At 33.8% G+C, this 14629-nt stretch carries 10 protein-coding genes; 7 read left to right on the forward strand and 3 right to left on the reverse strand.

What is annotated here, in order from left to right; all coding sequences use genetic code 11:
• Positions 1–2: 2 nt before the first annotated feature.
• The 7 genes from JOD96_RS03305 (at position 3) to dusB (ending at position 11170) form a co-directional block, all read left to right on the forward strand.
• Positions 3–488, forward strand: a complete 486-nt coding sequence (locus tag JOD96_RS03305; protein WP_209562844.1) for a hypothetical protein — start codon at positions 3–5, stop codon at positions 486–488.
• A 16-nt stretch (positions 489–504) separates the two neighbouring features.
• A complete protein-coding gene (locus tag JOD96_RS03310; RefSeq protein WP_209562845.1) occupies positions 505–1683 on the forward strand; it encodes a DUF2062 domain-containing protein in 1179 nt (392 codons plus the stop codon).
• 178 nt (positions 1684–1861) lie between these two features.
• The gene (locus tag JOD96_RS03315) at positions 1862–5560 is read left to right on the forward strand and encodes a 1-acyl-sn-glycerol-3-phosphate acyltransferase (protein ID WP_209562846.1); all 3699 of its coding nucleotides are present in this window, start codon (positions 1862–1864) and stop codon (positions 5558–5560) included.
• Positions 5544–7061, forward strand: a complete 1518-nt coding sequence (locus tag JOD96_RS03320) for a phytoene desaturase family protein (RefSeq protein ID WP_209562847.1) — start codon at positions 5544–5546, stop codon at positions 7059–7061. Before JOD96_RS03315 ends, JOD96_RS03320 begins: the two co-directional genes overlap by 17 nt.
• A gap of 9 nt (positions 7062–7070) precedes the next feature.
• Entirely contained in the window at positions 7071–8729 is a 1659-nt protein-coding gene (locus JOD96_RS03325; RefSeq protein ID WP_209562848.1) for a C45 family autoproteolytic acyltransferase/hydolase, read from the forward strand.
• A gap of 2 nt (positions 8730–8731) precedes the next feature.
• Positions 8732–10021, forward strand: coding sequence for an AMP-binding protein (locus JOD96_RS03330; protein WP_209562849.1), 1290 nt, complete (start codon positions 8732–8734; stop codon positions 10019–10021).
• A 156-nt stretch (positions 10022–10177) separates the two neighbouring features.
• The gene (gene dusB / locus JOD96_RS03335) at positions 10178–11170 is read left to right on the forward strand and encodes a tRNA dihydrouridine synthase DusB (protein WP_209562850.1); all 993 of its coding nucleotides are present in this window, start codon (positions 10178–10180) and stop codon (positions 11168–11170) included.
• A 74-nt stretch (positions 11171–11244) separates the two neighbouring features.
• Here dusB and JOD96_RS03340 read toward each other — a convergent pair whose 3' ends face one another.
• From JOD96_RS03340 to rbfA, 3 genes are all read right to left on the reverse strand, one after another.
• The gene (locus JOD96_RS03340) at positions 11245–12672 is read right to left on the reverse strand and encodes an MATE family efflux transporter (RefSeq protein WP_209562851.1); all 1428 of its coding nucleotides are present in this window, start codon (positions 12670–12672) and stop codon (positions 11245–11247) included.
• Positions 12673–12845: 173 nt separating this feature from the next.
• A complete protein-coding gene (locus JOD96_RS03345; protein ID WP_209562852.1) occupies positions 12846–14045 on the reverse strand; it encodes an ABC transporter permease in 1200 nt (399 codons plus the stop codon).
• Between the two features lies 1 nt (position 14046).
• Positions 14047–14439: a 30S ribosome-binding factor RbfA gene (gene rbfA, locus JOD96_RS03350; protein ID WP_209562853.1), complete on the reverse strand. Its 393-nt coding sequence runs from the start codon at positions 14437–14439 to the stop codon at positions 14047–14049.
• Positions 14440–14629 lie beyond the last annotated feature (190 nt).

Here is a 14629-nt window from a genome sequence, read left to right on the forward strand (position 1 = left end):
TTATGAAACTATTACTGACATTGTTTATATGGATTAATTTTACGGCTGTTCCCGATCTGGCGAGCATACGCAAAATGTATACTGAGGCTCCTAAGTCTGAAGCTGGTGCCAAAGATTTTGTAGAAAAACTTTCGGGTATTTCAAATAATGATGATAAAATTATGGTGGCTTACAAAGCTGCCTCAATTTTACTGGACTCAAAATATGAGAAAAAACTAGGCGAAAAAATCAGCCGTTTTAAAGAAGGTGCAAAATTGCTTGAAGCTACAATTGCAAGTGAACCAAACAATATCGAAATCAGAATGATTCGCCTGAGTATTCAGGAAAATGTTCCCGGAATTACAGGCTATAAAAAAAATATAAAAGAAGACAAAAAATACCTTACGGCCCATTATGCTGAACAAAGCGGCCCTTTGAAAGAATATTTGAAAGACTTTGTATTACAGTCTAAAAGTTTCTCCGAAAAAGAAAAACAATTCGTAAAGTAGGTAAATAAAGCTATCTATGAACCCTACTCTATCTCAGCAGGAATTATTAAATTCAACACATTTTTGCGTTATTGTACCCACGTACAATAATCACAAAACGCTAAAAAGAGTTTTGGATTCTGTTTTAGAATTTACCAAAAATGTCATTATTGTTAATGATGGCTCAACCGATGGGACAGGTGAAATCTTAAATGAATATGCGTATTTAACTCAAATTCATCACACCAAAAATTTGGGTAAAGGGATGGCTTTGCGAAATGGCTTCAAAAAAGCAATTGAACTTAGTTTTGAATATGCGATTACCATTGATTCAGATGGTCAGCACTTTCCTTCTGACATTCCGAATTTTATTGCTGAAATTCAGCAGCAGCCAAATTCATTGTTGATTGGAAGCCGGAATATGGCACAGGAAAACGTGCCTAAAAAAAGCAGTTTTGGCAATAAATTTTCAAATTTCTGGTTCAAATTCGAAACGGGAATTAAACTTAGTGACACGCAATCCGGTTTTAGGCTTTATCCTTTAAAATTAATCCCAAAATTATTTTATACCAATAAATTCGAGTTTGAAATTGAAGTAATTGTGCGTTCTGCCTGGAAAGGAGTTGTTGTCAAAAACATTCCGATTCAGATTTTATACGATCCGGCAGAAAGGGTTTCACATTTTCGTCCATTCAAAGATTTTACCCGAATCAGCATCTTAAATACTGTTCTGGTCATAAATGCAATTTTATATATCAAGCCCAGGGATTTCTTTAGGAAAGCAAAAAAAAAAGGTTTTAAAAAATTCTTTCTGGAAGATATTTTAGAAAGCAATGATTCTAATTTCAAAAAGGCTGCTGCAATTGCATTGGGAATTTTTATCGGAATGTCTCCTTTTTGGGGATTACAAACGGTATTACTTTTGTTTTTTGCCACCATACTCAGGCTCAATAAAGTCATTGCTTATTTGTCTTCTAATGTGAGTTTTCCTCCTTTTATCCCTTTTATTATCTATGGATCACTAAAAATGGGAAGCTATTTTGTATCCAACGAAAGTACCTTGGTATTAGATAGTTCTCTTACGTTTGACGATATTCAGAAAAATGCAACACAATATATCGTCGGAAGTCTTATTTTAGCATCAGTTTCTGCCATAACTGTCGGACTCTTAAGTTATTTGCTTTTAACTGCATTTAGTAAAAAGCGTATACCATAAAATCTGTTTATCTTAGCCAGGAATTACACGAATTCACACGATTTTTTTTTTATAAATTCGTGGTTATCATAATGGATAGTAAAATTTGAATCTGGCCGTTAAATTGTAAGCATTACGATTATTTCATTATAAAACCTGAAATAAAACTGATGTTAATTCGTGGCAAAAAAAAATTATAATGCATCGTTATTTCTATGTCACTCATTTATTTGTAAACCGCAGAAAATCGTTATCGGTTTTACTGGCTTTACTTATGCTTATTCTTTTTGGCTTTTTTGCATCACAGCTTAAATTTGAAGAAGACATTACCAAACTTATCCCAACAAACGATAAGTCTGATGTTACGGCAAAAGTTTTGAAACAACTTAATTTTGCTGATAAAACTACGGTTATTTTCAAACTGGAAAAAAATGGTACAGAAGAAGATTTAAAAGAAATGGCAACTATTTTTTCTGATAGTGTTGCTCTGTCCTGCAAACCATATATCACAGGAGTTCAGGGAAAAATTGACGAAGAAAATATTCAGGAAACGATTGATTTTGTCTATAACAATCTTCCTCTTTTTCTGGAAAACAAGGATTATGCTGCAATTCAGAATAAACTTCAGAAAGACAGTATTGCGGCAACCGTTCAGGGAAATTATAAATCGATTATCTCGCCTTCCGGATTTGTAACCAAAGATTTTATTCTTCAGGATCCGCTTGGGATTTCTTTTATTGCTTTAAAAAAATTACAACAACTCAATGTAGGAGACGATTTTACGCTCAGCAATGGTTTCATAATGACAAAAAACAAAAAGGAATTATTGCTTTTTATTACCTCCAGTCTTCCATCGAGCGAAACAGAAAAAAACACTCTTTTTGCTGCCAGACTAAAATCAATTCAGGAAAATTTAAATCAGAAATTCAAAAATAAAACTTCAATCAGTTATTTTGGCTCTGCCCTTATTGCTGTTGCAAACGCCAATCAGATTAAAAGCGATATTATTTTAACAACATCAATTGCAATGTTTACACTGATGTTGATTTTGATTTTATTTTATAAAAAAGTATTAATTCCGTTAATTATTTTTCTTCCAACTGTTTTCGGTGCTTTGTTTGCTGTGGCATTTTTATACTTTGTAAAAGAACAAATTTCTGCCATTTCTTTGGGAATCGGATCTATTTTACTGGGCATTACAATCGATTATTCGATTCATATCCTGACGCATTACAAACATAACAGTGATGTCAAAACATTGTACAAAGACATTACGATGCCTGTCATTATGAGCAGCTCGACTACTGCTGTTGCTTTTTTATGTCTTCTTTTTGTAAAATCTGATGCACTAAATGACTTAGGAATTTTTGCTGCCGTAATTGTGATGGCTTCCGCATTTTTCTCTCTTTTGATTGTTCCCCATTTGTATAAGCCAACAGAAAATCCTGAAGAACACAAAAAAAATGTGATTGATAAACTGGCGCATTTTTCATTTCATAATAATAAGTTCCTGATTGGTTTTTGTATCCTGATTACAATTATATGCTTTTTCACTTATAATAATGTCGGTTTTAATAATGATTTGTCTCAACTAAATTTTGTTCCAAAAGAAATAAAAGCCGCCGAGAAAGATCTTGAAGAAAGCTCGAGTTTAACGTCAAAAACTATTTATGTTGCTTCGTACGGAAAAAGCATGGAGGAAGTTTTGCAAAACAACAGTCATCTTTTTTCTGATTTGTCTGCAGCAAAACAGGAAAACAAAATTTTAAATTTCAGTTCCGTTGGTGGTATTATGCTTTCGCAGGCAGCGCAACAAGAAAAAATCGATAAGTGGAATTCATTTTGGGATGCTAATAAAAAGCAACTTTTAAAATCACAATTAATTTCTGAAGGTTCAAAACTCGGTTTTAAACCAACAACTTACTCCGGTTTTTTTGATCATCTGGATTTTGAGTTTAAACCCATTTCAGCTGATGATTATTTAAAAATTAAGGCTTTGCAACTGCATGAATTTGTAACTCAAAAAAATGGTTTTTATACGATTTTGACTTTGGTAAAAGTAACGCCGGAACAACGCGATTCTTTTGTAAAATCGGCTGATACCAAAAAGAATGTGATTGCAATTGACCGTCAGCAAATGAATGAAACTTTTTTCAGCACATTAAAAACCGATTTCAATTCGCTAGTAAATTATTCTTTTGTTGCCGTTATCCTGATTCTGTTTTTCTTTTTCAGAAGAATCGAACTGGTAATCGTGAGCTGTATTCCAATTGCTTTAACCGGAATTGTAACTGCCGGAATTATGGGAATATTTGGCATTCAGATGAATATTTTCAGTATGATTGTCTGTACTTTGATTTTTGGTCACGGTGTCGATTTTAGTATTTTCATGACAAGTGCACTTCAAAAAGAATATACTAACGGAAAAAATGAAATTGCGATTTACAGAACATCCATAATTCTGGCTGTAATTACAACTATTTTAGGAATCGGTGCGATGATTTTTGCCAAGCATCCTGCTTTGAGATCTATTTCGTCGGTTTCGCTAATTGGGGTTTTTGCCGCCTTGATTATTACGTTTATTTTTTATCCAATTTTGTTTAAATTATTTTTATCAAACCGCTCTAAAAAAGGAAATGCACCGTTTGAATTACGTAGTTTAATACACGGAATTATTTCATTTGCGTACTATGGGCTTGGTGGATTTTTAATGTCGCTTTTCAGTCTGATCATTATGCCGATTCTGCCAATTAGCGAACAAAAGAAAATGAAAGGGTTTCGATATGTGATTTCCAAATTCATGAAATCTGTATTGTATTCAAATCCTTTTCTTCATAAAAAAGTCATTAATAAATTCAATGAAAATTTTGATAAACCTGCTATCATAATTGCCAATCATTCTTCTTTTATAGACATTCTGGCAATGGGAATGCTGAGTCCTAAAATTATATTTTTGGTAAATGACTGGGTTTATAACTCCCCTATTTTTGGAGGTGCAGTAAGAAAAGCAGGTTTTTATCCTGTTTCTGAAGGAATTGAAGGCGGTGTTGAACATTTGCGCCAGAAAGTAAACGAAGGTTATTCGATAATGATTTTTCCGGAAGGAACACGTTCAGAAAGCAATCAGGTTAAACGTTTTCATAAAGGTGCTTTCTATCTTGCCCAGGAATTTAATCTGGATATTGTTCCGGTCTTGATTCATGGCGCTTCAGAAGCAATTCCTAAAGGAGATTTTGTTATTCACAGCAGTACTCTTACTGTTTCTATTTTAGAACGAATTACTCCTGAAAATCTTTCTTTTGGAAAAAATTACGCCGAAAGAACAAAACAGATTGGAGCGTTTTTTAAAGAAGAATTTCATAAAATTCGTCAGGAGCTGGAAGGTGTCGAATATTGGAAAAAAATGCTTGTTCACAGTTATGATTACAAGGAAACTGAAATAATACATAGCGTAAAAGACAATCTCAAAACCCATTTAGAAACTTATTATAAACTCAATAAATATCTTTCGGCGAAAGCCAGAATATTACATTTATTTAATGATTACGGTCAGTTGGATGTCTTGCTTACTTTACAGGAACCACAGCGAAAAATATATTCTTATACTGCAGATGAAGAAAAACTCACTGTTGCCAAAACCAATTATGTCGTTAGAAAAAGAAAAATTTATTATCTTGAAAATCCGGAAACTGCATTGGAAAATCAATACGATACCGTTTTGATTTCTGATGAAATTTATAAACATGATCTTGAGAAAATTATTTCGGTGTCATCATCGTTTATTTTAATTGATTGTCCGGGTTTAAAAACGACTTTGATAAACTTTGGTTTTGAGTCTGTTCTAGATGAAAATTCAATAATCATTTTAAAGAAAAACCAGAATGAAAGAGCACTATGATGTTGTAATTGTCGGCAGCGGTTTAGGCGGATTAGTTTCGTCGGTAATTCTGGCTAAAGAAGGCTACAGCGTTTGTGTGCTCGAAAAGAACAATCAATATGGCGGAAACCTGCAGACTTTTGTGCGTGACAAAACCATTTTTGATACCGGAATTCATTACATAGGCGGTTTGAGTGAAGGACAGAATCTTTATAAATATTTTAAATATCTGGACATAATTGATCATTTGAATTTAAAAAAAATGGACGAAAATGGTTTTGATATTATTTCCTTTGGTAATGATAAAACCGAATATCCGCACGCGCAGGGTTATGAAAATTTTGTAAAACAATTAGAAAATTATTTTCCCGACGAAAAAACAAATCTTGAAGAATACTGCCAAAAAATAAGGTTAATCTGCGACTCTTTTCCGCTGTATAATTTAAACTGGCAGGGCAAATATGATAATGCTATTTTAGAATTAAATGCCAAAAGCACAATTGATGAATTTACTGAGAATGAAAAACTAAGAGCTGTATTGGGAGGCTCTAACTTTTTGTATGCCGGAATTCCCGATAAATCTCCCTTTTATGTTCATGCCCTTTCTGTAAACTCCTATATTCAAAGCTCCTGGCGCTGCCTTAATGGTGGAAGCCAGATTACAAAACAGCTTTTAAAGCAACTGAAAAAACATGGTGGAGAGTTTTATAAACGCAAGGAAGTAATTCATTTTTCTGTAGAAAATAATAAAGTGACTTCTGTAAAAATGAAAGACGGAACTGAAGTTTCGGGAACTTATTTTATTTCGAATATTGAACCAAAAACCACATTAAAAATGGTGGGTGAAGAGTGTTTCAGAAAATCATTTTACAGTCGGATCCAAAGTCTGGAGGGTGTAATCTCTGCTTTTAGCCTTTATATTGTTTTTAAACCAAAATGTTTCAAATATATCAACCATAATTATTATCATTTTAAAGATAGTAATGATGTCTGGACTGCGCATGACTATGATGAAAATTCCTGGCCCAAAGCTTATATGGCGTCTATGAACGCTTATAAACAAGATGAAGAATGGGCAGAAGGGATGACTTTTATCACGTATATGAAATATGACGATGTTTTGCCCTGGGCAGATACTTTTAATACGGCTGCTGAAGAAAATGACCGTGGAGAAAGTTATGAAGAATTTAAGTCCAGAAAAGCCACTGTTTTTTTAAATGAAATTGAAAAAAAATTTCCTGAAATCAGAGATTGCATAAAATCTGTACATACTTCATCACCACTTTCTTATCGGGATTATATTGGCGGGGACAGAGGCAATATGTATGGTTATGTCAAGGACTCAAATAATCCGATGAAAACCCTCATTGCATCAAAAACAAAATTAGATAATTTGTATCTTACTGGTCAGAGTATCAATATGCATGGTGTTTTGGGCGTAACGATCGGAGCTGTTGTAACCTGCTCAGAAATTCTCGGAAAAGAATATCTGGTAACCAAAATTAATAAGGCATCTGAATAAAAAAGCAAAATGAAGAATCGAATTAAAATACTTTTCTTTTTAGGCTTCCTGTTGATGTTGGTTTCTTGCGGCATCTCAAAATCAAATCGTCATTTGCCGGACATAACCCATTACAATACAACAAAACCAGTTGTTACAAAAATTTCTGACACTGTTTTTGTTTCAGGAAAAAATTCGTTTTTAAAAAATAAACATGGTCTTTGGGAATTGTATGTCGAAGGTGATCCGCTCGAAATTGGGCTTACTACAGGCGCGCTGACTGATTCTCTTTTAAAAAAACAACAACAGATTTTTTTCTCCAAAGTACAAGATTTTGTTCCGTCAAAATTTCAGCAAAAGTTACTTCGGAATTTTCTAAGATGGTACAACAGAAAGTTATATCAGAATGTTGCCAAAGAATATCAGGCAGAAATTTATGGTGTTTCACAATATACTTCTCATGAGTTTGACAATTTAGCCCCCCCATACCAACGCAATTTGTATTTGCATGGAGCGCACGATATTGGTCATGCGTTACAGGATTTGGCTTTGGTTGGCTGTTCTTCTTTTGCAGCTTGGGGTGAAAAATCTGAAAATGGTAATTTAATTCTGGGTCGTAATTTTGATTTTTATATTAGTGACGCTTTCGCGGAAAATAAAATCGTAGCGTTTATAAAATCAAAAACGGGATATCCTTTTATGATGGTTACCTGGCCAGGGATGAGCGGCGCAGTTTCGGGAATGAATAAAGAAGGCTTGACAGTCACCATAAATGCAGGGAAATCAAAAATTCCGCTGGTGGCCAAAACTCCGATTTCTATTCTTACGAGAGAAATTTTAGAGCATGCAAAAAACATTGAGGAGGCAATTGCCATTGCCAAAAAAAGAAAAGTTTTTGTTTCTGAATCTATAATGGTCGGAAGTGCGAATGATAATAAAGCTGTTTTGATTGAAGTTTCTCCAAATAAAATGGATGTTTATACTGTTCCAAACAGCAATGAGCTAATTTGTTCTAATCATTTTCAGAGTGATGCTTTTAAGAACGATAAACGAAACCAATCGCAAATCATGAACAGTCATTCGAAATATCGTTTTGAAAGAATGCAGGAGCTTTTTCAGGAAAATCAAAAAATAAATCCTCAAATTGCTTCAGAAATTCTCAGAAACAAAGAGGGGCTGCAAGATATAGAATTGGGTTATGGAAATGAAAAAGCTCTAAACCAGTTGATGGCGCATCATGGAATTATTTTTAAACCAAAAGAAAAACGGGTTTGGGTTTCGGCAAATCCGTATCAGCTGGGAGAATTTGTGTGTTATAATTTAGACTCTGTTTTTGGTGAAAGAAAAAATCCTTTGATTTCATTTGAAGATGCCAACCTTACTATTGCCAAAGATCCTTTTATAGAAACGGCAGCATTCAAAAATTATCAAAAATTTAAAAAAGAGGATAATAAAATAGACCTTTTTCTAAAAAACAAAACAGAAATACCTGCTGATTTTATTCAGAACTACCAATCTTTAAACGCTGATTATTGGGTTGTATATTATAAAGCAGGATTGTATTTTTACCAAAAGAAAAACTTTGCTCTTGCTAAGGAAAATTTTGAAAAAGCAATGACCAAAGAAATTACAACTGTTCCTCAAAAAGAAGCAATTGAAAAATATTTAAAAAAAATCAAACGGAAATAAACATGATTCCATCAATAGAAAAGGATTCTTTAGAACAGATTAAAATTTTTCAGGAGCAAAAATTAACCGAACTTTTACAATATATCAGTAATAATTCTCCTTTTTACAAGAGACTTTTTGCAGGACAGAATATAGATATTTCTAAGATTAAAACTCTCGAAGATTTACAGCATTTACCGGTAACGACTAAAGAAGATTTACAAAAATACAATGATGATTTTGTGTGTGTGCCACAGTATAAAATTATTGATTACGCTTCTACTTCAGGTACTTTGGGAGATCCAGTTACTTTTGGTTTAACCGATTCTGATTTGGATCGATTAGCTTATAATGAAGCGATTTCGTTTGCTTGTGCTGGCATAAAAGAAGGTGATGTTGTACAGTTAATGACAACAATTGACCGGAAATTTATGGCTGGTTTAGCTTATTTTTTAGGGCTTCGAAAATTAAAAGTGGGCGTTATTCGGGTAGGTGCCGGAATTCCTGAATTGCAATGGGACTCTATTATAAAGTACAAACCTTCTTACTTAATTACCGTTCCTTCTTTTTTATTAAAGTTAATTGAATACGCCGAAATCCACGGAATTGATTACAATAATTCGAGTATAAAAGGTGCCATTTGCATTGGGGAATCTTTGAGAAATCAGGATTTTTCAATGAATACTTTATCTAAAAAAATAACAGATAAGTGGAATATCAAGTTGTTTTCAACATATGCTTCAACAGAAATGAGTACCGCTTTTACTGAATGTGAACACGGAATTGGAGGTCATCACCATCCTGAATTAATCATCACCGAAGTTTTGGATGAAAATAATAATCCGGTAAAAAATGGTGAGGCAGGAGAATTAACTTTTACAACTTTGGGCATTGAAGCGATGCCGCTATTACGTTTTAAAACCGGAGACATCGTGCAGCTTCATGACGGGCCATGCGCCTGCGGAAGAAATACTTTTCGTGTTGGTCCTGTTATTGGCCGCAAAAAGCAAATGATTAAGTATAAAGGAACAACGCTTTATCCACCTGCGATGAACGATGTTCTGAGTGATTTCGACAATATTGAAAATCATATTATCGAGATTTCCACCAATGATTTAGGTACTGATGAAATTGTGATAAAAATTGCCGTAAAAAATCAAACTCCTGAATTTTTGCAAGAAATAAAAGATCACTTTAGAGCTAAACTAAGAGTCACTCCAAAAATTGAGTTCTCCTCCAAAGAAATTTTAAATCCATTGGTTTTTAACCCAATGAGCCGAAAACCAATTCGGTTTTTTGATTATAGAGTTTAGAAAGGTACAAAGTAGCAATCCCGAAGCCTCGGACAAAGGGACAAAGGTTTTCTAATTGTCTGATAAAAACCTTTGTTCCTTTGTTGCTGTGAACCTTTGAACCTCAATTTGGTACAAATTAAACTAAATGTTGTAATTTTGCACAAAATATTGAAGATGGTCAAGATTGGCAACATAGAATTACCCGAATTTCCTTTATTACTCGCACCGATGGAAGATGTGAGCGACCCGCCGTTTCGCAAATTATGCAAGACGCATGGCGCTGACTTAATGTATTCAGAATTTATTTCGTCGGAAGGATTGATTCGTGATGCTATCAAAAGCAGAATGAAACTTGATATTTTTGATTATGAACGCCCTGTCGGAATACAGATTTTTGGCGGTGACGAAGAAGCAATGGCACTTTCTTCAAAAATTGTTTCTACTGTAAAACCAGATTTGGTGGACATTAATTTTGGCTGTCCGGTAAAAAAAGTCGTGTGTAAGGGTGCCGGAGCCGGAGTTCTAAAAGATGTCGACTTAATGGTACGGTTAACAAAAGCTGTTATTCGCAGTACTGATTTACCCGTTACAGTAAAAACACGTTTAGGCTGGGACGAAAGCTCTATTAATATTGATGAAGTTGCAGAAAGACTTCAGGATATTGGTGTGCAGGCTTTGACAATTCATGCCAGAACCCGTGCACAAATGTACAAAGGTCATGCAGATTGGTCTCACATTGCACGTGTAAAAAACAACCCAAGAATTACTATGCCTATTTTTGGAAATGGTGATATCGACAGTCCTGAAAAAGCACTAAAATATAAAAATGAATATGGGATTGACGGAATCATGATTGGCCGTGCCGCGATTGGTTATCCGTGGATTTTTGACGAAATCAAACATTTCTTTAAAACCGGAGAGCACTTACCTGCGCCAACTGTCAGCGATCGTGTTGATGCCGCAAGAAATCATTTGCAATGGTCGATGGACTGGAAAGGCGAACGTTTGGGAATTGTAGAAATGCGCCGTCATTATACCAACTATTTCAAAGGAATTCATTCTTTTAAAGAATATAAACAAAAACTTGTTACTACTGATGAACCAGAAATTTTGTTCGCTATAATGGATGAAATTAAAAAAGTTTATGCAGGATACGAATTTGTATAAAAATAAAAAAAGCCCCCAAATAGTGTCTAACTTTTTGGGGGCAGTTCAGATTGAAGATCCTTTTTTTATTATAATTATACTTGAGTACGTTTCCATTTTCCTCTTTTATAAAAGAAAATTCCCGTAAGTGTTATCGCCGTTTCTGCAACCGGAATTGCAATAAAAACTCCTGTTGGTCCCATATTAAAATGTTTTGCCAGGACATAAGCTAACGGAATCTGGAACAACCAGAATCCGAAGAAGTTGATTCCTGTTGGTGTCCAGGTATCTCCGGCTCCATTAAAAGTATTAATCAATACCATTCCAATTCCGTAAAAAACAAACCCAACGCTCATAATTTGCAGAGCTTCAACGGCAATTATTCTTACCATTTCGTCATTGGTAAAAAAGGAAATAATATACTTACCAAAGCACAATGTGATGATCATGATTGAAGCCATAAAAATAACATTATATTTTGCTGTTGTGTAAACAGATTTTTCAGCACGGTCGATTCGTTTGGCACCTAAATTTTGTCCAACCAAAGTTGCCGCGGCGTTACTTAATCCCCAAGCAGGAAGAATAAAAAACATCATAATTCTAAGTGCTGTCTGATATCCGGCAGACCCATGATCGCCTCCGGTTGTTGCCACCAATTGGGCAAGAAAGATCCAACTGCAGGATGCAATTACAAATTGCAGAACACCGGGCGCAGCAATTTTTATCAATGCTTTTATTTGTTTAAAATCGGGAATAAAATATGACGTAATAATTTTTAAAACTCCTCTTCCAAAAAACAAATGATACAATTGATATAAAACTCCGATGCTTCTTCCTAAAGTAGTTGCTATTGCAGCACCCGTTAATCCAAAAGCCGGAACAGGACCGAAACCGTTAATCAAAACCGGACACAAAATGATATTGCAAATATTGGCCAGCCAAAGACTTTCCATTGCTATAGTAGCATTTCCTGCTCCACGAAAAATTCCGTTAATCAAGAATAGAAGCATGATACACAAACTTCCTCCCAGCATAATTTGCGTAAAAATATAACCGTGCTCTGCAGCATCAACAGATGCTCCCATTAGGATAAGAATATCTTTGGCGTAAATAAAACCAAGAATACTCATTACACTATTTATTGCAAACGCTATAATAATGGCCTGCATACCTGCTTTTGCAGCTGCAATAGGATCTTTTTCACCAATACGTCTTGCTACAACAGCTGTTGCAGCCATACTGATTCCTATTGCAACCGAATAAACAATTGTAATTACAGATTCTGTTAAACCAACAGTTTGTATGGCAAAACTACTGTGTTCCAGATGTCCGACGAAATATAAATCGACAAGTGCAAAAACAGATTCCATCATCATTTCTAAAACCATCGGAATGGCCAGTAAAATGACAGCTTTTTTTATGCTCCCGGTTGTATAATCAAAAGATTTGTCTCCTATGATTGCTGATTGTAAAGTGGTAAAAATTTTAGAAAATAAACTTTCTTTTATGTTTGTCTCTGACATGATATAATAGGATAAATGATAGAAATGGTCCAGACTCATTTAGTGTCTGAACAGAAGAAAAAATTGTAAGTATCCTAATTATTAATAAAAATTAATTAGGATTAAACAGAAACAATCATATGCTTAAAGTTTTGAGACGATAAATATAAGTAATAATTTTTTAACAGAAAATTTTAATCTAACAGCTTTTCACTTACTCTGCTGCTGGCTATTAAAGAAGCCACAAAGCCAAGAGAAACAATAGTTCCCATTACCACAAATACATTTTCTAAAGTAAAAACTACAGGATAAGCCAAAGTCGGCGTTATCATAATTAGTTCATATTTTTGTTGAAGCAGCACTAAGATTATACCAAGGGCAAGGCCAATAATTCCGCCAAATATACTTAGCAAAGTTCCCTGAAGCAGAAATATTTTTCGCAAATGGCTAATATCTGTCCCCAGGTTAAAAAGCGTTTTGAGATTTCCTTTTTTGTCCAGGATCATCATAATCAATGCACCGATTAAATTAAAAAGAGCTACTATGATTACCAGAGTAAAAATGAGATAAACCGCAATATTTTCGGTGTTGAGCATTTTGTATAAAGACTCATTTAACTGTGCTCTGTTTTTTAATGTGATTTTGTTTCTGAAAATCTTTTTTAATTCTGAATTAATGGATTTTTCATCTGCATTTTCTTTTAGATTAAATTCGATTCCCGAAATCTGATTTGATTTGTACATCAATAATTCCTGCGCTAAACTTAAATCAGCAAATACATATTTAGAATCCAGATCTTCACTTATCGAATAAATTCCGACAGGAAGTACATCTGTTTTATTGAATGCTTCCTCAGGATTTTCAAAAGCTCCTTTTCCGGGTTTGGGTGCAAATATTTGTAATGGATTTTCAAAATCCAAAATTCCCATAGAAAAATCCCTTGCAATTCCATAACCAACAACCACCTGATAAGTATCGGGTTTTATCCACTGTCCATTAAACAGTTTTTTCTTAATGTCATTTACAACAACATAATTACTGTCAACTCCTTTTAAATTAGTAACTTGTTGTTTATCCTTAAACAAAAATAATACGCGTTCTTCGATAATTTTGGTGTACGAAGCAACGCCTTCAAGGTTTTTAATTTCTTTTTCCTGATTAGGAGTAATCAAAAATGATTTCCCGTAAGTACTGGTCAATTTTAGATCAGGATCAATTTCATTTGTAAACGAAAGACTAAAAACTTTTAATCCGCTAAAAACGGATAATACCACAAAAAGAGCCATTGTACCAACAATAATTCCCATGCTGGCAATGTAGTTGATAATATTTATAGCATTGTTTTTACTTTTGCTAAAAACATATCGTTTGGCTATGTAAAGGGGAAAATTCAATTTATGATTTTCTTCTTTTTTCTAAAAGATCTCTGTTTTCTATTGGGTTTTCTTTTCCGGCAAGAGCATTGTCTATTTTTTCGATATAATCTAAAGAGTCATCGATAAAGAAAACCAAATTTGGTACACGACGCAATTGTAATCTTACACGTTGCGATAAGTCATGTTTGATTAAAGTTGTATTGGATTTTATTCCTTCTAAAGTTTCCTTGGCTTTTTCCTGAGGAAAAATACTTAAATATACTGTTGCTACTGATAAGTCTGAAGTCACACTAACTTTGGATACCGAAATTACCAAATTACTGATTCCGTTTTTTCGCACTTCACCTTGCAAAATATCAACCAAATCTTTTTGGATGACACCGCCTATTTTTTTCTGTCTGTTTGTTTCCATAGTGCAAAAATACTATTTTAAAATTCAATCATACAATTTCAAATAAACAAAGGATGATTTTTACATTGTTATTTGTTTTTATCATTATCTAAATTTCTATGATACTATAAAATTAAAAAAAATATTATAATTAGAATTCTAAGAATTAATGTTTTAAAAATGATATAAGTCATATTTTTTATCAGAAATA

The sequence above is a fragment of the Flavobacterium sp. 1355 genome, from assembly GCF_017833415.1.
Classification (GTDB): Bacteria; Bacteroidota; Bacteroidia; order Flavobacteriales; family Flavobacteriaceae; genus Flavobacterium.

What these genes read in the sequence shown, in the direction of transcription:
- JOD96_RS03330 (WP_209562849.1), top strand. Translation starts at nt 8,732, where the DNA reads ATGATTCCATCAATAGAAAAGGATTCTTTAGAACAGATTAAAATTTTT.
- JOD96_RS03320 (WP_209562847.1), top strand. Translation starts at nt 5,544, where the DNA reads ATGAAAGAGCACTATGATGTTGTAATTGTCGGCAGCGGTTTAGGCGGA.
- rbfA (WP_209562853.1), bottom strand. Translation starts at nt 14,439, where the DNA reads ATGGAAACAAACAGACAGAAAAAAATAGGCGGTGTCATCCAAAAAGAT.
- JOD96_RS03305 (WP_209562844.1), top strand. Translation starts at nt 3, where the DNA reads ATGAAACTATTACTGACATTGTTTATATGGATTAATTTTACGGCTGTT.
- JOD96_RS03315 (WP_209562846.1), top strand. Translation starts at nt 1,862, where the DNA reads ATGCATCGTTATTTCTATGTCACTCATTTATTTGTAAACCGCAGAAAA.
- JOD96_RS03325 (WP_209562848.1), top strand. Translation starts at nt 7,071, where the DNA reads ATGAAGAATCGAATTAAAATACTTTTCTTTTTAGGCTTCCTGTTGATG.
- dusB (WP_209562850.1), top strand. Translation starts at nt 10,178, where the DNA reads ATGGTCAAGATTGGCAACATAGAATTACCCGAATTTCCTTTATTACTC.
- JOD96_RS03310 (WP_209562845.1), top strand. Translation starts at nt 505, where the DNA reads ATGAACCCTACTCTATCTCAGCAGGAATTATTAAATTCAACACATTTT.
- JOD96_RS03340 (WP_209562851.1), bottom strand. Translation starts at nt 12,672, where the DNA reads ATGTCAGAGACAAACATAAAAGAAAGTTTATTTTCTAAAATTTTTACC.